The 21,957-nt window shown below is 38.6% G+C and carries 17 protein-coding genes; 14 read left to right on the top strand and 3 right to left on the bottom strand.

The features are described from left to right. Positions 1 to 45: 45 nt before the first annotated feature. The 3 genes from uvrC to porW form a co-directional block, all read right to left on the bottom strand. Positions 46 to 1,851, bottom strand: a complete 1,806-nt coding sequence (gene uvrC, locus FN756_RS02000; RefSeq protein ID WP_142601009.1) for an excinuclease ABC subunit UvrC — start codon at positions 1,849 to 1,851, stop codon at positions 46 to 48. Between the two features lie 105 nt (positions 1,852 to 1,956). Further along, entirely contained in the window at positions 1,957 to 4,203 is a 2,247-nt protein-coding gene (locus FN756_RS01995) for a penicillin-binding protein 1A (RefSeq protein WP_142601008.1), read from the bottom strand. An 8-nt stretch (positions 4,204 to 4,211) separates the two neighbouring features. Beyond that, positions 4,212 to 6,908, bottom strand: coding sequence for a type IX secretion system periplasmic lipoprotein PorW/SprE (porW, locus tag FN756_RS01990; protein ID WP_449441398.1), 2,697 nt, complete (start codon positions 6,906 to 6,908; stop codon positions 4,212 to 4,214). A gap of 169 nt (positions 6,909 to 7,077) precedes the next feature. Between porW and FN756_RS01985 the strand changes: the two genes are divergently transcribed. From FN756_RS01985 to FN756_RS01920, 14 genes are all read left to right on the top strand, one after another. Next, positions 7,078 to 7,947 carry a murein hydrolase activator EnvC family protein gene (locus FN756_RS01985; protein ID WP_142601004.1) on the top strand — a complete coding sequence of 290 codons (870 nt, stop codon included), beginning with the start codon at positions 7,078 to 7,080 and terminating at the stop codon, positions 7,945 to 7,947. Between the two features lie 127 nt (positions 7,948 to 8,074). Continuing rightward, positions 8,075 to 8,488 (top strand): bactofilin family protein, encoded by a 414-nt coding sequence (locus FN756_RS01980; protein WP_142601003.1) that lies wholly within the window; start codon positions 8,075 to 8,077, stop codon positions 8,486 to 8,488. Then, positions 8,436 to 8,663, top strand: a complete 228-nt coding sequence (locus FN756_RS01975; RefSeq protein WP_142601001.1) for an AtpZ/AtpI family protein — start codon at positions 8,436 to 8,438, stop codon at positions 8,661 to 8,663. Before FN756_RS01980 ends, FN756_RS01975 begins: the two co-directional genes overlap by 53 nt. Before the next feature lie 190 nt (positions 8,664 to 8,853). Further along, positions 8,854 to 9,240 (top strand): hypothetical protein, encoded by a 387-nt coding sequence (locus FN756_RS01970; RefSeq protein WP_142601000.1) that lies wholly within the window; start codon positions 8,854 to 8,856, stop codon positions 9,238 to 9,240. 4 nt (positions 9,241 to 9,244) lie between these two features. Continuing rightward, positions 9,245 to 10,405: a F0F1 ATP synthase subunit A gene (atpB, locus tag FN756_RS01965; protein ID WP_142600998.1), complete on the top strand. Its 1,161-nt coding sequence runs from the start codon at positions 9,245 to 9,247 to the stop codon at positions 10,403 to 10,405. Between the two features lie 106 nt (positions 10,406 to 10,511). Beyond that, complete coding sequence (atpE, locus tag FN756_RS01960) at positions 10,512 to 10,721, top strand: ATP synthase F0 subunit C (protein WP_103790345.1); 210 nt, start codon at positions 10,512 to 10,514, stop codon at positions 10,719 to 10,721. A 98-nt stretch (positions 10,722 to 10,819) separates the two neighbouring features. Beyond that, positions 10,820 to 11,314, top strand: a complete 495-nt coding sequence (gene atpF, locus FN756_RS01955; protein WP_142600996.1) for a F0F1 ATP synthase subunit B — start codon at positions 10,820 to 10,822, stop codon at positions 11,312 to 11,314. A gap of 87 nt (positions 11,315 to 11,401) precedes the next feature. Beyond that, complete coding sequence (atpH, locus tag FN756_RS01950) at positions 11,402 to 11,965, top strand: ATP synthase F1 subunit delta (RefSeq protein WP_142600995.1); 564 nt, start codon at positions 11,402 to 11,404, stop codon at positions 11,963 to 11,965. A 27-nt stretch (positions 11,966 to 11,992) separates the two neighbouring features. Continuing rightward, entirely contained in the window at positions 11,993 to 13,567 is a 1,575-nt protein-coding gene (atpA, locus tag FN756_RS01945; protein ID WP_142600993.1) for a F0F1 ATP synthase subunit alpha, read from the top strand. A 77-nt stretch (positions 13,568 to 13,644) separates the two neighbouring features. Next, a complete protein-coding gene (atpG, locus tag FN756_RS01940; RefSeq protein WP_142600991.1) occupies positions 13,645 to 14,526 on the top strand; it encodes an ATP synthase F1 subunit gamma in 882 nt (293 codons plus the stop codon). A gap of 391 nt (positions 14,527 to 14,917) precedes the next feature. After that, a complete protein-coding gene (locus tag FN756_RS01935) occupies positions 14,918 to 17,710 on the top strand; it encodes a phosphoenolpyruvate carboxylase (RefSeq protein WP_142600990.1) in 2,793 nt (930 codons plus the stop codon). A 304-nt stretch (positions 17,711 to 18,014) separates the two neighbouring features. Next, positions 18,015 to 19,367 carry an ethanolamine permease gene (gene eat / locus FN756_RS01930; protein ID WP_142600988.1) on the top strand — a complete coding sequence of 451 codons (1,353 nt, stop codon included), beginning with the start codon at positions 18,015 to 18,017 and terminating at the stop codon, positions 19,365 to 19,367. After that, positions 19,336 to 20,691, top strand: a complete 1,356-nt coding sequence (locus FN756_RS01925) for a glutamine synthetase family protein (RefSeq protein WP_142600986.1) — start codon at positions 19,336 to 19,338, stop codon at positions 20,689 to 20,691. The genes eat and FN756_RS01925 overlap by 32 nt, the downstream gene beginning before the upstream one ends. Positions 20,692 to 20,812: 121 nt before the next feature. Continuing rightward, entirely contained in the window at positions 20,813 to 21,949 is a 1,137-nt protein-coding gene (locus FN756_RS01920; RefSeq protein ID WP_142600984.1) for an iron-containing alcohol dehydrogenase, read from the top strand. The last annotated feature ends 8 nt before the right edge of the window (positions 21,950 to 21,957 follow it).

Genomic DNA, 21,957 nt, shown 5'->3' with positions numbered 1-21,957 from the left:
GAGCACTCGATTAGAGTGCTCTCTTTTGTTTATAACGGTTGATCATTATTCTTTTCCTGATCCGAAATAATCCAAAAGAGCTTGTGCTTGTTTCAAGTTAACTACTTCTAGTAGTTCTTCCAAGGTTGCTTGTTTTATCTTTTTTACAGAACGAAAATATTTGAGCAGGCTTTCTGCAGTTTTTGGGCCTACTCCTTCTATTAATTCTAGTTCTGTTACTAAGGTTCCTTTATCTCTTCGATTGCGATGATGCGTAATGCCAAACCGATGAGCTTCGTCACGTAGTTGTTGAATGATTTTTAACGTTTCCGATTTTTTATCAAGATAAAGAGGAATCGGGTCATTGGGGTAATACAATTCTTCAAGTCGTTTGGCTATTCCGATAATAGGAACTTTGGTGTATATATTAAGTTTTTTTAGTATTTCAACAGCTGAGCTTAACTGCCCTTTACCTCCATCAACAATAATTAAATCGGGGAGTGGTTGATTTTCATTCAATACACGGCTATACCGACGTTCGATTACTTCTTGCATGGTTGCAAAATCATTCGGACCTTCAACGGTACGTACATTAAAATGCCTGTAATCTTTTTTAGAAGGTTTAGCATTTTTAAAAACCACCATTGCTGAAACAGGGTACTTTCCTTGAAAATTTGAGTTGTCAAAACATTCAATGTGTCGTGGTAACTCAGATAGATGAAGGTCTTGCTTCATCTGGCTTAATAATCTGTCGGTTTTTAATTCCGGGTTTAGTTTTTCATATTGATCTAACTTTGCTTTTCGGAAAAACATCACGTTTTTTTCTGAGAGCTCGAGTAATTTCTTTTTATCACCTAGTTTTGGGACAATAAAATTCAAATTTGAATCCTCAAATTCAATTTTAAATGGTACTACAATTTCTTTTGCATCGCTTTGAAATCTGTTTCTGAATTCTGCTATGCCCAATAGCAATAATTCTTCATCGCTTTCGTCTAATTTCTTTTTTAGTTCAATTGTTTGGGTTTGAACGATGCTTCCATTGGAAACTTTTAAGTAATTAATAAAGGCATGTTTACTATCCGTTGCAATTGAATAAACGTCGATATTATTCAACGTTGAACTTACCACAGCTGATCGGCTTTGGTAACTTTCAAGCTTATCCAATTTTTGTTTAAAATGATGAGCCTGTTCAAAATCCAGGTGGGTAACAGCATCTTTTATTTTATCTTCCAAATGTCTTAAAACAGTCGAAGTGTTCCCCTTTAAAATGTCTTTTATGTCCTCTATATTTTGATCATAGTCAGATTTTGATTGAAGATCTTCACAAGGGCCTTTACAGTTGCCAATTTGATACTCTAAGCAAACCTTGAATTTTCTACTTTGAATATTTTCTTTTGAAAGTTGGAGAGTACAAGTTCGAATAGGATACAGGTCCTTTATCATTTCTAACATGGTTCGCATCATTCCAACCGAAGCGTAAGGCCCAAAATATTTTGATCCATCACGAATTATTTTACGGGTCCCATATATGCGAGGGAAGGGTTCGTTTTTAATAACGATAGATGGATAGGTCTTATCGTCTTTAAGCAGGACATTATATTTCGGCTGATGTTCTTTTATTAAATTGTTTTCTAATAATAAAGCCTCCAACTCACTGTTAACGATCGTGAATTTTATATCCTGAATTTTGCTGATCAATACGCGTGTTTTAGCATTTTGCATACGATCGGTTACAAAATACGATGCAACACGATTACGAAGATCTTTTGCCTTTCCAACATATATTAGTTTATTATCAGTATCGAAATACTGGTATATGCCGGGTTTGTGGGGTATTTTAGTAATTACTTTTTTATAATCGAACGCATTCATAGTTTCTCTTACTAAGATAAAGGAAAGATAATATACTCTGGCAGCTTAAAATAAAAAAAGACTGATTCATGTCCGAATCAGTCTTTTTTAGGGTAGCTTTTAATTTTAAAATCCTAAACGATCATCTTTTTTATTTTCAGATTCTTCGGGACGTTCTGTAGAAGCAGGAGCATATTTTGAGCAATCTAATTCTATGTTAAGCGTATCTGGTCGGGCAAAGTCTCCTTTCGAATATTTTAAGCTGGGGTCTTTATATACTTTCTGCATAAACAATGCAAAAGCGGGCAATGCCATATTGGCTCCTTCTCCAAGGTTAAGTGAGTGGAAACGAACTGCACGATCTTCACAGCCAGTCCAAACACCCGTTACTAAATCAGGAGTAACACCCATAAACCAACCATCCGATTGATTTTGAGTAGTACCGGTTTTAGCTGCAATCGGATTAGCAAATTTGTACTTGCCTCGTAGACGAAGAGCCGTACCTCCTGGTATAGTCGATGTGCCTTTTAGCATATCGAGCATCACATACGCGGTTTGTTCACTAATAGCTTGTTTGATTTCTGGTCTGTTTTCGAAAATAATGTTGCCGTTTTTATCTTCAATTCTCAATAAATAAATGGGTTTTGTCCATATACCTTTATTTGCGAATACACTATATGCTCCAACCATTTCGAATAAAGTTATATCGGCTACACCAAGTCCAATGGAAGGATAAGGTGGAATATCTGCAGTAATACCCATGTCGTGAGCATATTTCGCGACAATTTTCGGCCCTATTTGTTTCATTAAATACATGGTGATCAAGTTCATTGATCTTGCCAAGCCTTGTTTTAACGTATAAAATCCGCCTGTTTTACCGTCTGCATTTTTAGGGGAATAGATAGTTCCATCTGCTTGCTCAAAAGTAACAGGTTCGTTGGCTACACTTTGACACGGTGAAAACCCATTATCAATAGCTGCCGTATAAACAAAAGGTTTAAATGTTGAGCCTACCTGACGAGCTCCAGTTCTTACCTGATCGTATTTAAAATACTTAAAATCATTTCCTCCAACCCAAGCGCGAACATAACCTGTTTTAGGCTCCATTGACATCATTGCTGATCGTAGGAATCTCTTGTAGTATTTAATTGAGTCAAGAGGACTCATAGTGGTGTCAATATCGCCTCGCCAGCTGAATACAGTCATTTTTACTTTTGTTCTGAAGTCAGATTTGATCTCCTCTTCAGATTTACCTTGCTCTTTTAGGTCATGATATCGATCAGTAAGCCGGATCGCTCTCTCTATATCTCCTTTTTGTAAATCCGAAAGAGGATCCTGACCTCTTCCTTTCCAATGTTGATTAAATTGCCTTTGTAAATCAGTAAGATGTTCCTTTTCTGCTGCTTCTGCATACTCTTGCATGCGTGAGTCAATGGTGACATACACTTTTAAGCCATCTCGATAGAGATCATAAGTACTACCATCTTGCTTTGGTTTTATGGTTCCGTTATCCAGCATTTTGCTTATTTCAATGCGTAAATATTCGCGTAAATAAGCAGCAATGCCGTCATTGTGGTTTTCAGGATTATAGATAAGTTTAACAGGAGCGGCCTTAGCTTTTTCACACTCCTCCGCTGTGATTTTATCCTCTGATTCCATTCGCATTAGCACTGTATTTCTACGCGCTTTTGCACGTTCCGGATATCTTATTGGAGAATAATAACTCGGACCTTTAAGCATGCCAATAAGTAATGCGGCTTGTTCAATTGTTAATTTATCAGGAGTGGTGTCAAAAAATGTTCTTGCAGCTGTTTTGATGCCGTAAGCATTACTGCCAAAGTCAACAATGTTCAGATACATTGCCAATATCTCTTGTTTGGTATAATTTCGTTCCAGTTTAACCGCTGTGATCCACTCTTTCATTTTTGTAATGATGATAGCGTTTTTTTCACGACCAAATAGTTTTTTAGCCAATTGTTGAGTAATTGTACTTGCTCCCTGACGTTTACCCATTAGGTTGTACAAAACGATAGTGAAGGTTCGACTGAAGTCTATTCCTGAATGGTCATAAAAACGCGTGTCTTCAGTAGCAATAAGAGCGTTTACAATACTTGGAGACAATTCACTGTATTTTACGAACGAACGGTTTTCAAGGTAGTAGGTTCCAATAACTTTGCCATCAGCGGAAATTACCTCTGATGCAATATTGCTTTTAGGATTTTCCAAGTCCCGGAAAGAAGGCATTTTGCCGAATAATCCTAATGTAATGGATAAAATAAAGATGAAAAATAAAGCGATGCAACCAATAATGAATAACCAAAAATTCCTTAAGTACCTGCTAATATCTTGTTTGCTTATCTGCGTATTACTCATTGTATGTATTAAAAATTATTTCTGAAATAGTTTACGTATTGTATAACGTTTTGTTGGTTTGTTAAGCGTGCAAAGTTATCAGTAGTAATGATAAAAACATCGTATTTATCATCTTCAAGTGGAGTGATAGAACTTCGATTGGCCACAAATCTTTTATAATATTCTCCTGCAGTAGCTAAATCATTAAATTGAGTTACTGAAATGAGTTGAGTTTCTTTATTGAGAACGATAGTATTGTACTGATATTTTTTGTCTGGGTAATTATCCATATTAAAGTGGTTAATGCCATAACGGGTTCTGTTAAGGTTTGCGGTTGTATTATTAACTGAAATTATGAACAAGAACTTTGCATTAGGAGCTGGCTTTTTAAAATAACTGAGACGTTCAGCTTCTGCCTGTTCGCGTGCAATGCGTTCACCTTCTGATTGTTGTTGTTCAGCCAGCCTGCGAGTAACATCAGTCGCATTATTAGAGGTAGCGACAGATGTAAGATCGAGTGCGACCGACCGTGCCATATATTCATCTCGATTGCTATCAATCATTGCTAATAGTTGCGAGGCCTCTCTGCTAACTTCATAATCATTGTAGTTAATTTTTATCTTTTTTAATTCAGGTTCAAATTTATTTAGATTTTGGGTTTTACCAATTGCAAGAGCTGCCAGAAATGCATATTTCGATTTTAGATAGTCACTTGCTGTAGAGATTTGAAACTGTGTATTCCCTTCAAGTACTTTGTCAAATTGATTGTTTTGAAAATCGATATACGCAAGTTCATACTGATCTTCAAAAGCCTTTTGGCTGGCATCAGTTGCATTATTTTTTTTACCCGGCTCTTTAATTGCAGTTGCGTAGGTTGAATTCGGGAATTGGGAAAATAGCTTGTTGCGGTAATCACTGGCCAGGGTGTTGTTGCCCAACAATTCATAGCTTTTATAAATATCGTAAAGTAGTTCAGCTTGGTATTGAGCAGTTGGTGTTAAATTCAGAGCCAAGCTGTAATACGTGATGGCTTCATTGTACTCTTCTAAGTCGGTAAAATAGATATTTCCCAAATTATAGCAGGCCGTTTGCTTACGCATATTTGATGAGTCAAGCATTGTCGGTGTTAAAGGTATGTTTTTTAACAAATACGTTTTAATGTCATTTGGTTTTGCATCTTTTAGGGTGCTGAAATCGTCAATTGGGGCATTGCCCTGTATGTTCATTCCTGCAAACTGTTGTTGACTGCCGATTCGCCAATTATCCGAAAGAGTTCTGTTTCCCCAGCGTCGCACAAATTCATTATAACCTGAAGCTACCGCATTATTATTATAGAAATACCAAATGGCACTACCTTGTGAGTTAAACCTGTCGACTTGTACCGTATTATAATAAGGTTGTTCTTGGCCAACTGTTTTGGCCTGTCTTTGAGTTTCTAGTATGGAGGTTACCCGTTTTTCGATCAATTCATTGCGTTGATTTTCGGGCATTAATGCAATTCGTTGTAAACTATCTTCACGGTTAATGACACGCTGGTTTTCAATTAATTCATTTAGTTTATTATGGCGTTCAATGATCTTTGAATATTCAGGGTTGTCAGTTTGTATGAAAGCTCGGGTGCTATCATAGTATAATTTAGCCTGTTTGTAATCCTTAAGGTTGTTAAAGTAGATATCCCCGATCTGAGAATAAGATAATGCCTTTTGATTAAAATTATCCTGACTGTTTTTTATTGATAGTTTATAAAGTTTTAATGCAGAATCAACGTCGTTCCTACGTAGAGTAGCAGCGCCGAGCACATAGTAAATAGACCCTTTGTAATCCTTGTTTTTTTCGTCGGACAGTAATTTATTAAGCTTTTCTACTAAATCGTCGGTTTTTCCACCGTCGGTAATATTACTCAATCTAAATATATTAATCTTTGCTACTAAATCAATTTCATAAGGAGCTTTAAGTTTTTCAATTTGCTTAAAGGCCTCAATAGCTTTGTCGTTTGCATTGATTTTTTCATACAGTTGACCAAGTGTGAAACTATAACGTATTTTCTTTTCAGTATCGACTTTTTTTAGAGAGGCAACAGCTTTATCAAGGTATTGAGCCGCTTTTTCATAATCCTTATTTTGTTTATAGAACTCTGCCGAAGCTGCATGTACAAAACTTTTGGAAGAAATTGCATCTCCAATGTTTCCCAATGCCATATCAAAAGCGGAAGCAGCTTCATCGGTTAACTTGTCTTTCATTTTAGCCAATCCTATCCAGGCGACGGCTTCTTCTTTTAAGTTTTTATCTGGAAAAGTATTGTAAACATATTGGAATGTTTGAGCTGCATTGAAATAATCGCCTTTGTAGAAATAAGCTTTGCCCAGCATCATATAGCTATCATCGACCCATTTGCTCACCTTGTGCCGATCAACAACGTTTGAACATTTTTTAATTATTTCATCCATTGGTGTTCCAAGCGATTGGGTTGCGTTTTCATCCGGAAGGATAATTATAGGTAGTAAAGCGCCATATTGAAAAGCATAATCCTGTTCATACTTCTCGATATTTTTGCGATAGATTTCTCTTGCATTAAAAAAACTGTTATATCGGGCGGTGTTATTATGATAAAATCGATTCATAAACCCAGCGTTATTCGCAGCTGTTTTTGATGAACTACATGATTCAATGGCAGGGCAACTTGCAATGACAAGAATCCAAGTGCAATATTTTCTTATTCTATGCAATGGGCTATAGTATTAGAGATTAACAAATATAAATGATTAATCTAAATCGTCAATAATAAGGTATTTAGCGAATTTCGAATCAAAAAACGAATGTTAATCCAATAATTTTATAGGTTTAACGTTCAATAAAAAGAAATATCCCCTATTTTGCCAAGCCAAACCAAAACGAATGCCCACCCGAAAGAAGAAGTTTATAGCCTTAATTAAAGAGAAGTACAAACTGGTGGTTCTCAAAGATGATACTTTTGAAGAAAAGGTGTCGGTCACTTTATCATTAATGAATGTATTTGTAGCGCTTGCAATTTTAGGATTTACCCTAATCATGCTAACGTTATTATTGATCGTTTTTACACCATTACGGGAGCTCATTCCGGGTTATGCTGATATATCCCTAAAGAAATCCGTAATAGAAACAGTTATAAAGGTAGATTCCGTGGAAAATGCTATTCTTGAGCGCGATACTTATTTAGCCAACTTGCAGGATGTAATTAATGGGAAAGCCGGAGCCGAAGTACTACAAAGTACGGTTCCTGGCTCGAAATCAATTAACGCAAAAGACCTGGATCATAAAAAGCCGAAAGAAGATTCAAGCTTGCGATCATTTGTTGAGCAAACAGAAAACTATAAATTCAAACGCATATCGTCCGATTCTCCATTAGCACTTAAGGATTATAAATTTAGTTCACCTGCGAAAGGGAATATCTCGTCAGGTTTTAATCTTAAAAGCAATAAACTTTTTGTAGATATTGCAACCAATACCAGCAAAACAGTAAATGCTGTTTTAAGTGGTGTTGTTCTTTCGGTTGCTCCCGTAAGCGGCAAAGGGGTTGTTATTACCATTCAACATGAAAACGGTATAGTTTCCATGTATGAAAACTGCGCATCAAGTACTAAAAAGATGGGCGACTATGTATCCGTTGGAGAAATGATAGGTACAGCATCTGATAATCCTGCTAATAAAAATCAAGGTTTGTGTAGCTTTGCCCTTTGGAGTAACGGCAGCCCGGTTGACCCTAAAGAATATATTGATTTTCGTTAAGACAATAGTGGGTTATTTTTTCAATTTATTCCTAAAAAGAAAAAAGCTGTAACCTGTTCTTGATTTTACCGTAAAACCATTCATAACCAAACCATTTAAATTTATGATGCTTAGTAAAACAAAAAAAATGAACGAAGGAGAAGAATCTCTTGGTTCGTCAATCAATCTTATCGGATCAAAGACTGAAATTTGTGGAGATCTTACTTGTAAAGGTGATGTTCGGATTGACGGTTTTGTTAAAGGAAGTATCCATTCGGTTTCAAAAGTAGTACTTGGATCAACCGGAAGAGTTGAAGGTTCAATTTCTTGTGTAAATGCTGATATTTCTGGAACATTGTCAGGTAATATTAACATTTCAGAATTGTTGTTTCTGAAATCAACAGCAAAAATTGATGGGGATATTTATACTGCTAAGATGGTGGTAGAATCAGGTGCGGTATTTACCGGTAAGTGTCACATGGGTTCAATGCACAAAACAGATAAGAAAAATGAGCACACAATTTCCGCAGAAAGAAAAGAAGCCGAACGAATCTCTGCGTAACTATGCCAAGTACTCCGGCATGGGTTTTCAAATGATCGTAATTATCGGTTTTTTTGCCTGGGCCGGAGTAAAGCTTGATGATTGGCTAGCTACAGCTACTCCCTGGTTTACTATTTTGGGTTGCTTAATAGGAGTAGGGGCTGCAATGTATAATATAGTCCGCCAGCTGAAGTAGAGCTTTCAATAATTATTTTTACCACAAAGTACACAATAAAAATACAATGACAACAAGTTTGAGTACTTAGTGTTCTTTGGGCTTCCTCGGTGTTCTTTGTGGCTAAATAAAGAAAATAAAGACCCAATCTCTAAATGATAATAAATCAGCAATGCTTTAGTCTTACTTCTTTAATCTTTTGTCTCAAAAAATGTCTTTCTTAAAAAAGTATCTCCCTTTTATTGTATTATTAGCTGGTTTGATTTTCGCTTTTGCACAATACCAACCCGAATTACTACACCCTTATGTTTGGATGTTCTTCGCATTCTTTGCTGTGTTAAATTTAAGCAGTTATCTTTTATCGAGTTTTGGAATTAAAAAAGGAGGCGAGTCTTCTGTATTATTAGTACTGGTTTCAGTGGTGGTAAAAATGCTTTTAACCATGACTGTTGCGCTTATATGCATTTTTATGCAACTCGCTGGAAACAAATGGTTATTCATTTCTAACTTCTTTATTTTATATTTCTCTTTTACCGCCTTTGAAGTTTATAATTTAATATATAACTTGCGCGACGAAAAAAAAATAGAAAATCGTTAAATAAATGCGCTTTAACCCACTTTTTCTTAAAAAAACAATAATTCTATCTTCATTTTTTGCCATTTTCAGTATTTGTAGCCCAAATGCTAAGGCAAATTCAGAGGGAGTAGATTCTGCGAAACACGCAGCTGAGCATACTGAACAGGTTGCTGAAGGACACGAGGACGCTCATGGTAAAGAAGGTGAGTTTAATGCCACTGAAACCATCATGGAGCACATCTCTGATTCTCATGACTGGCATTTATGGGGCGACAAGTCGTTTGGACTTCCTGTAATACTAAAGACAGATGCCGGATTGGTTCATTTTAACTCTGAAGAGTTTCACCATGATAACGAAGGTTCTCATGTTGTTGAAGCTAACGGACAACGTTTTGTTCGTTTTGAAAACAAGGTTTACTACGCAAGCGAAACCGCAAATGAAAAAGGTCAATATCTGGCTTTTGTTGGCGAGCATCCTACTAATGGCAAACCTCTTGATTTCTCCATCACTAAAAATGTAGCTTCAATGTTTCTTTCGGCAATTTTATTATTGCTGATTTTTACAAGCATTGCAAGTTCTTACAAAAATCGTGAAGGTAAAGCTCCAAAAGGTTTTCAGTCATTGCTTGAACCTATTATTGTATTTGTACGTGATGAAATTGCACGTCCTAATATTGGACATCGATATGTTGGCTACATGCCATTCCTGTTAACAATTTTCTTCTTCATCTGGATCAACAACCTAATTGGTTTAGTTCCTATTTTCCCTGGAGGAGCTAACTTAACTGGTAACATTGCCGTAACGTTTACTTTAGGAGTTATTTCATTCCTGGTAGTAAGCTTTAGCGGAAACAAATACTACTGGAAACACATTTTTGCTCCTGATGTACCATGGTGGTTATATCCAATCATGTTGATCGTGGAAATTATTGGTGTGTTGTCTAAGCCTTTCGCTTTGATCGTCCGTTTGTTTGCTAACATAACAGCAGGTCACATTATCGTATTAAGCTTAATCTCCCTGATTTTCATCTTTAAAACAATGGCAATTGCACCTGTTTCAATAGGCTTTGTATTGTTTATGTATGTATTGGAGTTGTTAGTAGCATTCTTACAAGCATTTATCTTCACCATGCTTACTGCCTTATTTATAGGTACAGCTGTTGAAGAGCATCATCACTATGATTAATAGATCATAGACAAATAATATTAATAGCTACTAGTACTATAAAACATAAACTATTAGCTGTTAAGTGGATAAGTAATTTTTTTTAACATAATAAATCTATAACAAAATGATCGGAAGTATTGCTGCAATTGGTGCTGGTTTAGCTGTAATTGGTGCTGGTTTAGGTATCGGACGTATTGGTGGTTCTGCAATGGAAGGTATTGCACGTCAACCAGAGGCTGCCTCAAAAATTCAAACTGCAATGATCATCGCTGCTGCACTTGTTGAAGGTGTTGCTCTATTCGGTGTGGTTGTTGCGTTGTTAGGCACTCGCTAATTTACCCTAATGTTAAGCCTGAGGCGATTGGCAACAGGCTTAACATTACTTTTATCATTTGACTGATTTGTATAAACTTTAGATAACTACATAATATAATGGAATTAGTTACCCCAAGTATCGGTTTAGTTTTTTGGACAACACTTACGTTTGTTCTCTTAATCATGCTTCTAAGTAAGTTTGCTTGGAAACCGATTGTCGCTGCTCTTAATGATCGTGAAAAGTCAATTGAAGATGCTTTGAATGCTGCTGAAAAAGCGAAAGAAGAGCTGTCTCGTTTGAATGTAGAAAGTGATAAATTGATCAAAGCAGCCCGTGTGGAGCGTGACAAAATGCTGAAAGAAGCCAAAACGCTTAGCGACAGTTTGATCCACGAAGCAAAAGTTCAGGCTCATGCAGAAGGTGCTAAAATGATTGCTAAAGCTCATCACGAGATCAACAATCAAAAATTAGCTGCTCTTGCTGAAGTGAAAAACCAGGTAGGTGCCCTTTCAATTCAGATTGCTGAGAAAATTCTTCGCAAGAAATTTGCCGATGCTAAAGAGCAAGAAGCTTTAGTAACAGAGTTATTAAAAGACGTAAAATTAAACTAATCTATAGTGTCATTCGGTACGGAGTAAGGAATCTCTAGCAACATAAAGATCATTCTCATTCCCTCAGATGACAGTAAACTAGGAATAATGTCAGAAATTAAAGTTGCTTTACGCTATTCGAAAGCATTGTTAGAGCTTGCCAAGAGTGAAAATTTGGTAGAGGAAGTTAACAATGACATGAAGTTGTTCTACCAAACTGTTAAAGCCAGTTCACAACTAAGAGCAGTACTTTCAAATCCAATTGTTTCGACTGAAAGCAAACGTGCTATTCTTCATCAATTATTTGATGGAAAGGTAAACAAGATAACTATTGGCTTCTTCGACATCATGGTAAGTAAGGGACGTGAAGCGTTTATTTACGAAGGAGCAAAACAATACTTTGAGCTTTATAACGAGCTAAACGGTATTGTTAAAGCAGAAGTGGTTTCAGCAGTTGAAATGACGGAAGCAAGCAAAAAAGAATTGATCAACACGATTGAAAAAGCACTTAGCCGCAAGGTTCTCCTGCAGAGCAAAGTAAACCCTAAATTAATTGGCGGTTTTATTTTAACGGTAGGTGATAAACAATACGATACAAGTATTTCATCAGGATTGAATGACCTGAGACGCAATTTTTTGAGCGATGAATTTGTATCACAATTAAGTAAATAATTTTAAAAAGATTATATAATAAAAACTATGGCAGAAGTAAGACCAGACGAAGTATCGGCAATTTTGCGTCAGCAATTGGCCGGCTTCAAGTCAGAAGCTGAATTAGAAGAGATCGGAACTGTATTGCAAGTGGGTGATGGTATTGCCCGCGTTTACGGCTTAACAAAAGTTCAATCGGGTGAGCTGGTTGAATTTGAGAACGGTTTGCAAGGTATCGTATTGAACTTGGAAGAAGATAACGTGGGTGTGGTATTGTTGGGCTCTTCTGAAGAGATTAAAGAAGGCGATACTATTAAACGTACTAAGCGTATCGCTTCCATTAATGTGGGTGAAGGTATGTTAGGCCGTGTGGTAAACACTCTTGGTCAGCCTATTGACGGTCGTGGTCCTATTGAAGGTAAAACCTACGAAATGCCTTTGGAGCGTAAAGCACCAGGTGTTATTTATCGTCAACCGGTAGCAGAGCCATTACAAACTGGTATCAAAGCTATCGATGCGATGATTCCTATAGGACGTGGTCAACGTGAGTTAATCATCGGTGACCGTCAAACAGGTAAAACAGCTGTAGCGATCGATACTATTATCAATCAGAAAGAGTTTTACGAAGCTGGTCAGCCGGTATTTTGTATCTACGTTGCTGTAGGTCAGAAAAACTCTACTGTAGCCAATATCGTTAAAACATTAACCGAAAACGGTGCAATGCCTTACACTGTGGTTGTTGCTGCTTCTGCGGCCGATCCAGCTCCAATGCAGTTCTACGCTCCATTTTCTGGTGCTGCTATCGGTGAGTTCTTCCGTGATACAGGTCGTCCTGCATTGATCGTTTATGACGATTTGTCAAAACAAGCAGTGGCTTACCGTGAGGTGTCATTGTTGCTTCGTCGTCCACCAGGCCGTGAGGCTTATCCGGGTGACGTATTCTACTTACACTCACGTTTGTTAGAAAGAGCTGCAAAGATCAACGCAACTGATTCAATCGCTCAAGCGATGAACGATTTACCGGAGTCTATCCGTCCGTTGGTAAAAGGTGGTGGTTCATTAACCGCTCTGCCAATTATCGAAACACAAGCGGGTGACGTATCAGCATACATCCCTACCAACGTAATTTCGATTACAGATGGTCAGATCTTCTTGGAGTCGAACTTATTTAACGCCGGTATCCGCCCTGCAATTAATGTAGGTATCTCGGTATCACGTGTGGGTGGTAATGCTCAGATCAAATCAATGAAGAAAGTATCTGGTACCTTGAAGTTAGATCAGGCTCAGTTCCGCGAATTGGAGGCCTTCTCTAAATTCGGTTCTGATTTGGACGCTTCAACAAAAGCAGTTCTTGATAAAGGTATTCGTAACGTTGAGATCTTGAAACAAGGTCAATATTCACCAGTTACTGTTGAAAAACAAACCGCTATTTTGTACTGTGGTACTAAAGGTTTGTTACGTAATGTACCTGTTGAAAAAGTTAAAGAATTTGAAGCAGAATACCTTCATATTCTTGAGGTACGCCACAAAGCAGTTTTGGATAGTTTGAAAAAAGGTCAATTGACTGACGAAATTACCAACACGCTTGAAACAGTAGCTAAAGAACTAGCATCTAAATATTAATTATTAGTTGTCAGTTACCAGTTGTTAGTTTTGGGATAACCGATAACCTACAACTGGTAACCAATAACCAAACGTAAATGGCCAACTTAAAAGAAGTACGTCTTAGAATTGCATCTGTTAAATCTACTCAGCAGATCACGAAAGCTATGAAAATGGTTTCCGCTGCTAAGTTTAAAAGAGCTACCGATGCCATTGTTCAGATGCGCCCTTTTGCTAATAAGCTAAAGGATATGTTGAGTAATGTGTCTGAATCGTTGAGCGATATGGACAATGTTTACACACAAGAGCGTGAAGTGAACAATGTGTTAATAGTGGTGATTACCTCTAACCGCGGTTTGGCTGGTGCTTTTAATAACAACGTCATTAAAACTGCCAACAACATCATTGCCGAGAACTACCTTGAGCACAAACGCAAAGGAAATCTTCATATTGTTGCCGTAGGTAAAAAAGCGCAAGATTTTTATACCCGTGCGAAATACAACGTTATTGGAAACAATAATGAGTTATTCAACAAATTGAATTTTGAAAATTCTACCGCTATTGTTGAAGGTATTATGGAAGGTTTTGCCAATGGTAAATATGATAGAGTAGAATTAGTGTATAACCAATTTAAAAATGCGGCTGTACAAATTCTTACTACTGAGCAATTATTACCATTACCAAAAGCTGTTGCTTCAACTGGTAAATCTGCAAAAGTTGATTATTTGTTTGAGCCTTCAATTGAAGAGATTATTGAAGATCTGATTCCACGTTCTATCAAATTACAGTTCTTTAAAGCCTTGTTAGATTCACATGCTTCTGAACACGGAGCGCGTATGACAGCGATGGATAAGGCAACTGATAATGCGGGTGAATTGTTGAAATCATTAACACTGCAATACAATCAAGCTCGTCAGGCTGCAATTACCAATGAGATCCTTGAGATCGTATCGGGTGCAAACGCTTTGGCTGAAGCTTAAGTAATATTAAAAATTGAATGTAAAGGCCTTGGTTCATCAGAACCAAGGCTTTTTGCATTTAATGAACTTTATAAGGACTATATAGTGTTAGCGGGTTTTATTCTGTTTTCATTATTTATAACCCTTCTTGAAAGCTCCATAAATAACCCTCGGCCGGCAATGAGTCTGTCTCAAATGTTAACCTCATTAAGTCATGTTGAATGGAGTCGAAACATCTATTCCTTAATGTGACAAAACCTTCGACTTTACTCAGGATGACAAGTTCATGCTTCATGGTTTTTTGCATATTTCATTATTTGATCATTATTTATAGTAAAATGATATTTTTTTTGATTAAAGTTTAACATAATGATAAAATAGTGCTTATATTGCCATTTCAATCTAGCTTATTATGACGCAGTATCAACACGAACTTTTGACGAACGAACTACACTTGGTGAAGGCCGGTATGGGTAAAACCTATCATGACCTTGAATTCATATTAATCTGTTTAAAAGAGGTATTGGAAGAAAGCGGAGATAAGAAGTTGGCGGGTTTTATTCCCTGGATTAATGATGAAATTCCTACAGGTTCGGATTTTACCATCAAACACATTCAGTTGTATTCAATGGTTTTTCATATTCTGAACCTTACTGAAGTAAACGGTGCCGTTCAGTATCGTCGTAAAAAAGAAAATGATGATCTTTCAAGTGCTAACGGTTTATGGGCCCAAAAGCTGCATGCGTTAAAATACAGCGGCCTTTCGGATAAAGCAATTGCTCAAAAAATAAATATTATTAAGGTGGAGCCGGTTTTAACCGCTCACCCAACAGAAGCCAAACGAATAACCGTTTTGGAGCATCATCGTCAGTTATACCTCTTGATGGTGCAACGTCAAAACTCTATGTTTTCCGATCAGGAACAGGAACAAATCCGGGAGGAGATTAAATTGATTTTGGATACCTTATGGAGAACGGGTGAGATTTATTTGGAAAAACCAAATGTTGAATCGGAGCTCAGAAACGTACTTCATTATTTAACCAACGTTTTTCCGGAAGTACTGCCCATTCTTGACCACCGCTTGGAACAAGCATGGGTGGATGCAGGTTTTGCGCCGGAACTGATTGAAGATATTCGTAACCGTCCGAAAGTTTCCTTTGGTAACTGGGTAGGTGGCGACCGCGATGGCCATCCCCTGGTAACTGATAAGGTGACCGCCGAAACACTAAAAACACTGCGTTTAAATGCTTTTGTGGTCATTCGCCGTTCCTTATTGGAATTAATAAGCAAATTAAGTTTTACGCACACTTTTGAAGAAGCTGATCCTGCTTTGCAGCAACGGATGTTTGAAATGCGTGGGATTTTAGGTAAAGAAGGGGAGGAGGCATTCGCTCGCAATTCGGGTGAAGCCTTCCGTCAGTTTGTGAATTTGTGTTTGACGATGTTGCCGGTTAAAGTGAAAAGGAATCACTTAATTGAATTGAGGGAGAACGAAATAGGCTATACCTTTTCGCAAGAACTTTTGGATGATTTAGTGCTGCTGCGTGAATCGATGATAAAATATGGAGCAAAACGAGCCGCCTTGGGTTATCTGAACAATGCGATTCGTATAGTAGATACATTTGGTTTCCATTTGGCAAAGCTCGATGTTCGTCAGAACTCTGCTTTTCATGATAAAGCAATTGATCAACTTTTGCATGGGAGCGCTTTGCATGGAGACAGTTATTTTGATTGGTCTGAAGACCGAAAGATGATGTTCTTGAATTGTGAGCTTCAGTATAATCGCCCGTTTGTTCATCCTTCCATTAAACTACAAGAAAATGCCAGCCAAGTGCTCAAAACCTACGATGAACTCGCGAAACATGTGAGTCGTTACGGTACTGCTGCCATCGGATCATTGATCGTGAGCATGACCCGTAGTGTTTCTGACTTATTGGCCGTTTATTTATTGGAGCGTGAAGCAGGCTTGTCTGAATTTACGGAGGATGGATTAGTGTGCCGTTTGCCGGTGGTTCCCCTTTTTGAAACCATCGACGATTTGGAGAACAGTATTGCTATCATGGAAACATTCCTTGCACATCCGGTAACGCAACGCAGTTTGGAACATCAGCGCAAGCTTAGTGGTGAGGCTGAGCCAGTTCAAATGGTGATGGTGGGTTATAGTGATAGTAATAAAGACGGCGGCATTCTGGCTTCGCAATGGACGCTGTACAAGGCACAGTTCCAGCTCGCGGAAGTAGGCCGTAAGCATGGTGTTCGTATACGATTCTTTCATGGAAGAGGTGGTTCGGTAAGCCGTGGCGCAGGTCCGGCGAATTGGTTTATCCAGGCATTGCCACATTCTTCCCTATGCGGTGATTTGCGAGAAACGGAGCAAGGCGAAACCATCGAACAAAAATATGCCAATAAGATGAACGCCAGTTATAATCTGGAGTTGTTATTAGCCGGAACCACTGCTGCAACCCTCTTACAGCAAAATACGGAGCGTAAAGCGCATCCCCTAGAGTCAATATTTGAGTGGATGGCAACCGAGAGTTGTGAATTCTACGGAAAGTTAATTCATAACCCGAATTTCATCCATTTCTTTAGTCAGGCTACGCCGATTGACGCGATTGAATCGAGTCGTATCGGTTCACGTCCGGCGCGCAGAACTGGTGAGCGCACTTTGGCCGATTTGCGGGCTATCCCATGGGTGTTTAGCTGGAACCAGACTCGCTGCAACATGACCAGCTGGTATGGAGTAGGTTTTACCTTGGAAAAATTGTATAATGAAAAACCGGAGGAGTTCAATGCCTTGAAAAAAGCTTTGAATACCGATCCATTGCTACGATATGTATTTACCAATGTTGAATCTTCGTTGGATTCTACTGATGAAGAAATCATCAAGGCTTATGCCGAATTGATGACTAATTACGAGGCGAAAGAACAAATTTTAGGTTTGTTGCTCGAAGAATTGGAGCGCACCCGCAGGATGTTTGCCCACCTGCAAGATCGTTCATTCGAAGAACGCCGACAAAATAGGCATTACTCAACTCAGTTAAGAGCTGTTGCCCTTAATCCTTTGCATCAATGTCAAATCCGACTGTTAAAACAATGGCGGGAATTGAAAGCCAAAGGTGTAACTGGTAATGAAAATGAAGAAGTATTGATTAAGCTACTCACCTCTATCAATGCAATTGCAAGCGCGCTAGGAACGACAGGATAGAAGTAAAAAGTAAAAGTTTTGCATAGTGGTGGCGCAATTCTAAGTCGTGCCGCCACTGTTCCCAGACTTAAACAGCAAAGCCATTCTGAATTTCAGAATGGCTTTGCTGTTTAAGTCAACCTGAGCTGGGTCGATGGGACCTTGTCACAGTAATGACTCGATTGGAAGTAATCCAGTGGATGTATGACTTTAAGTTGTACCTCCACTATTCAAAAGAACTCAAGCCTAAATCCTCCTTCCTTTCAACCTTTCTGTATTGTTATTTAGCTTAAAAATCTTATTTTAAAGTATTGATTAAAAGCCTATGGCAACAGCAAACAGCTTGCAGAAAACACTTAGTCCGGTTATGTTATGGGGCTTAGGAGTGGGGTACGTCATATCGGGGATGTATTTTGGATGGAACCTGGGTTTGGAGCAGGGCGGCTCTCTGGGAATGGGCATAGCCACGTTGGCCATCATGGTCATGTATGTCACCTTTACTTTTAGTTATACAGAGCTTGCCTGTGCTATTCCTAAAGCGGGTGGAGCATTCGATTATGCCGGTAAAGCGTTGGGCAAAGATGCAGGATTTATAGCAGGTATTGCCCAGTCGGTCGAGTTCATTTTTGCACCTCCGGCTATAGCCTTTGCAATAGGAGCTTATTTTAATGCGTTTTTTCCTACCATGCCCATTTTTGCTTCGGCTTTGGTAGTTTACCTTTTATTTACAGCCTTAAATATTTACGGAATCAAGGCGGCGGCATCCTTTGAAACCATCATAACCATACTGGCCGTAGCAGAGTTGCTGGTGTTTGCAGGAGTTACTTTTCCGAAGTTTCAAATGACGAACTTAACTCATAATTCCTTTCCGAACGGGTGGATGGGTGTTTTTGCTGCGGTTCCATTTGCGATCTGGTTTTTTCTGGGGATAGAAGGCGTAGCCAATGTTGCCGAGGAAACAAAGAATCCGCAACGAGATATTCTGAAAGGCTTTGGATGGGCGATTTTAACATTAGTGCTTTTATGTGTTTTGGTGTTTAGCTCTTCTATAGGAGTGGCTGGATGGGAAACCATTGTGTTCAAAAATGGCAGTTCGGGAGCAACTTCTGATTCTCCCTTGCCATTAGCTCTGGCGAAAATCACAGGGAGCAATCATTTGCTCTATCATTTACTGATTACGGTTGGTTTATTTGGTTTGATCGCTTCATTTCATGGATTAATCTTGGCCGCCGGTCGTGCAACTTATGAAATGGGACGTGTACGTAATCTACCGCCTTTTCTGGGGAGTATTTCTCCGCGTTTTCGTACTCCCGCTAACGCATTATTGGCAAATATGCTGATTGGAATTTTGGCTTTATTATCCGGGAAGACTTCTGAAATTATTATCATTTCCGTTTTTGGAGCATTGACTTTGTATATCATTTCCATGATTTCGATTATCGTTTTACGCAGGAAAGATCCGCACCTGAAACGCCCTTTTGTAGTGCCATTTTATCCGGTATTTCCGGTACTTGCACTTACCATTGCTATGGTATCTTTTATTGCAATGGTGATTTATAACTTAAACTTAGGGTTGATCTATTTTGCCATATTAACGTTAGCCTATATCTTATTTAAGATCTTCAGTACCCGCAATTCTCTCATTTATGACAAAGCAGGAAGTACAGAACTACATTAATCAACATCCATCCGGGAAAGTAAAAGTAGCAGTGGCTGATATTGATGGTATTTTAAGAGGAAAGTTTATTTCGGTCGATAAATTTCAATCCGTAATTAAAGGAGAGTTGGGTTTTTGTGATGTGGTTTTTGGTTGGGATGCCAATGATGCAGCTTACAATAATGCGAAGTTTACGGGCTGGCATACCGGATATCCGGATGCTCCGGTAAAGCTCGATTTGAATACATTCAGGAAAATACCCTGGGAAAATGATGTGCCTTTCTTTCTGGGAGAATTCTTTACGAATACAAATGAGCCCTTGGCAATTTGTCCGCGACAGTTGCTGCGTAAGGTGCTTGCTGATTGTGAAAAACAAGGTTTTGTGCCCTGCTTTTCACAAGAGTTCGAATGGTTCAATTTTATCGAAACTCCGGAAAGTTTAAACGAGAAAGAATTTAAACATCTTACCCCTCTGTCTCCCGGGATGTTTGGTTATTCTATTCTCCGCAGCTCATTAAAAAAGGAGTTTATGAACGATTTGTTCGAGCTCTTGAACAAGTTTGATGTGCCAATTGAAGGTTTACATACTGAAACCGGACCTGGTGTTTATGAAGCCGCTATTGTATATACAGATATCCTCCAAGCTGCAGACCGGGCTGTTTTATTTAAAACTGCAGTAAAAGAAATCGCCTATAAGCATGGAATCATAGCCACTTTTATGGCAAAATGGAATGAAGCGTTGCCTGGCTGTAGCGGTCATGTGCATCAGAGTTTATGGGATCGGGGGGCAAAGAATAACTTGTTTTATGATAAAGTCGATTCGCAAAAAATGAGCTCATTAATGAAAAGTTATATTGCCGGGCAGCTTTATTGCTTGCCAGATATCTTGCCCATGTTTGCTCCCACTATCAACAGTTATAAAAGATTGGTAGAAGGAGCCTGGGCGCCCACCACCCTCACTTGGGCCGTTGATAACAGAACGGTAGCTCTTAGGGCGATTCCGGGCAGCAGCAAAGCCACAAGGCTCGAAACCAGGGTCGTGGGATCTGATTCCAATCCTTATTTAGCTATGGGGGCATGTTTGGCAGCAGGCTTATACGGCATAAGGCATAACCTTAATTTAGGAGATGCCACCCAGGGCAATGGTTATCTGGATACATCAAATGGAACCTTGCCTCGTAATTTGGATGAAGCCACTCAGAAAATGAAACAATCGGATGTTGCAAAGGAGTTGTTTGGGGAAACCTTCACCGAACATTTTACGTTGACTAGAGAGTGGGAATGGAAGCAATATTCAAAAGCTGTTTCAGATTGGGAACTGAAGCGTTATTTCGAGATCATATAGCTCTACCACTAAATCCCTAAAGGGTCTTTGGGCGAAGTGCTAATTGTTAACTATTGCGATAAACAAAAAACAAGGAGTGTTGGTGGGCTGAACTTATGACTTGCCACTTTAAAACTTTATTATGATTTATCAATATAATTTTCCTACTACGATTCGCTTTGGTGGCGGAGCTGTAAAAGAGCTGTCGGCCTATCTGCATCAGAATAATCTAAAACAACCATTAATAGTTACCGATCCGGTAGTAGTTCAACTCCCTTTTTTTACTGAGATCCTAAACGATTTAAAAAAGAGCAATATTTCGGTAGAAATCTTCCATGATACCCACAAAAATCCGGTAAAATCGGATGTTTACAAAGGTGCCGATGCCTGGGATAATACTAAGCGAGATTGCATAATTGGTATTGGCGGAGGAGTAGCATTGGATGTTGCCAGGGCTATTGTTTTGCGAGTGCATCATCGTGAAGATCTATTCAAATACGATGATCTGATTGGTGGAGATGTGTATGTGACTAATGATGTGCCTCATTTTATTGCCATTCCAACCACTTCAGGTACAGGTAGTGAAGTGGGTAGAAGTGCGATTATTGCAGATGACAAAACGCATCAGAAGAAAATTCTTTTCTCTCCCAAATTGATGGCGAAAATCGTGTTTGCTGATCCGATGCTCACCATGGATTTGCCGGCGTTTGTAACTGCAGCAACTGGAATGGACGCACTTACACACAATATGGAGGCCTTTCTTGCTAAAAATCCTCACCCAATTTGTGAAGGAATCGCACTCGAGGGAATTTCATTAATTAAAGATGCGATAGTGAAAGCTACACTTAAACCCGATTTGGAATCACGCAGTAAAATGATGATGGCGTCGATGATGGGCGCAATCGCTTTTCAAAAGGGCTTAGGGGTAGTACATTCTTTGGCACACCCGCTTTCTTCATTACTCGATACACATCATGGACTGGCAAACGCCGTGAATATTCCTTATGGAATGGAGTTTAATATCGCAGGTTTTGAAGATAAATTCAGGCGAATTGCCCGTGCTTTGGAACTGAAAGATGAAAACGGAGCCTCCGTCGTGAATTATTTATTTGAGCTTAACTCACGCATCAATATCCCGCATAAGTTAAGTGCAATAGGTGTGAAACCAGAACATATTGAAACCTTAGCAGATTTGGCAATTGCTGATTTTGCTCATCCCAATAATCCTAAACCCGTAAACAGAGAAGATTTTAAACAATTGTATCTAAAAGCACTATGAGAAGCTTC

It is taken from the genome of Solitalea koreensis (genome assembly GCF_900182575.1).
Classification (GTDB): Bacteria; Bacteroidota; Bacteroidia; order Sphingobacteriales; family Sphingobacteriaceae; genus Solitalea; species Solitalea koreensis.
The sequence above is the reverse complement of the archived record's forward strand: the minus strand, read 5'-3'. Positions and strand labels throughout refer to the sequence as shown.

What these genes read in the sequence shown, in the direction of transcription:
- atpG (WP_142600991.1), top strand. Translation starts at nt 13,645, where the DNA reads ATGGCCAACTTAAAAGAAGTACGTCTTAGAATTGCATCTGTTAAATCT.
- FN756_RS01925 (WP_142600986.1), top strand. Translation starts at nt 19,336, where the DNA reads ATGACAAAGCAGGAAGTACAGAACTACATTAATCAACATCCATCCGGG.
- FN756_RS01975 (WP_142601001.1), top strand. Translation starts at nt 8,436, where the DNA reads ATGAGCACACAATTTCCGCAGAAAGAAAAGAAGCCGAACGAATCTCTG.
- FN756_RS01980 (WP_142601003.1), top strand. Translation starts at nt 8,075, where the DNA reads ATGAACGAAGGAGAAGAATCTCTTGGTTCGTCAATCAATCTTATCGGA.
- FN756_RS01985 (WP_142601004.1), top strand. Translation starts at nt 7,078, where the DNA reads ATGCCCACCCGAAAGAAGAAGTTTATAGCCTTAATTAAAGAGAAGTAC.
- FN756_RS01995 (WP_142601008.1), bottom strand. Translation starts at nt 4,203, where the DNA reads ATGAGTAATACGCAGATAAGCAAACAAGATATTAGCAGGTACTTAAGG.
- FN756_RS01935 (WP_142600990.1), top strand. Translation starts at nt 14,918, where the DNA reads ATGACGCAGTATCAACACGAACTTTTGACGAACGAACTACACTTGGTG.
- atpB (WP_142600998.1), top strand. Translation starts at nt 9,245, where the DNA reads ATGCGCTTTAACCCACTTTTTCTTAAAAAAACAATAATTCTATCTTCA.
- uvrC (WP_142601009.1), bottom strand. Translation starts at nt 1,851, where the DNA reads ATGAATGCGTTCGATTATAAAAAAGTAATTACTAAAATACCCCACAAA.
- eat (WP_142600988.1), top strand. Translation starts at nt 18,015, where the DNA reads ATGGCAACAGCAAACAGCTTGCAGAAAACACTTAGTCCGGTTATGTTA.
- FN756_RS01920 (WP_142600984.1), top strand. Translation starts at nt 20,813, where the DNA reads ATGATTTATCAATATAATTTTCCTACTACGATTCGCTTTGGTGGCGGA.
- atpF (WP_142600996.1), top strand. Translation starts at nt 10,820, where the DNA reads ATGGAATTAGTTACCCCAAGTATCGGTTTAGTTTTTTGGACAACACTT.
- FN756_RS01970 (WP_142601000.1), top strand. Translation starts at nt 8,854, where the DNA reads ATGTCTTTCTTAAAAAAGTATCTCCCTTTTATTGTATTATTAGCTGGT.
- atpA (WP_142600993.1), top strand. Translation starts at nt 11,993, where the DNA reads ATGGCAGAAGTAAGACCAGACGAAGTATCGGCAATTTTGCGTCAGCAA.
- atpE (WP_103790345.1), top strand. Translation starts at nt 10,512, where the DNA reads ATGATCGGAAGTATTGCTGCAATTGGTGCTGGTTTAGCTGTAATTGGT.
- atpH (WP_142600995.1), top strand. Translation starts at nt 11,402, where the DNA reads ATGTCAGAAATTAAAGTTGCTTTACGCTATTCGAAAGCATTGTTAGAG.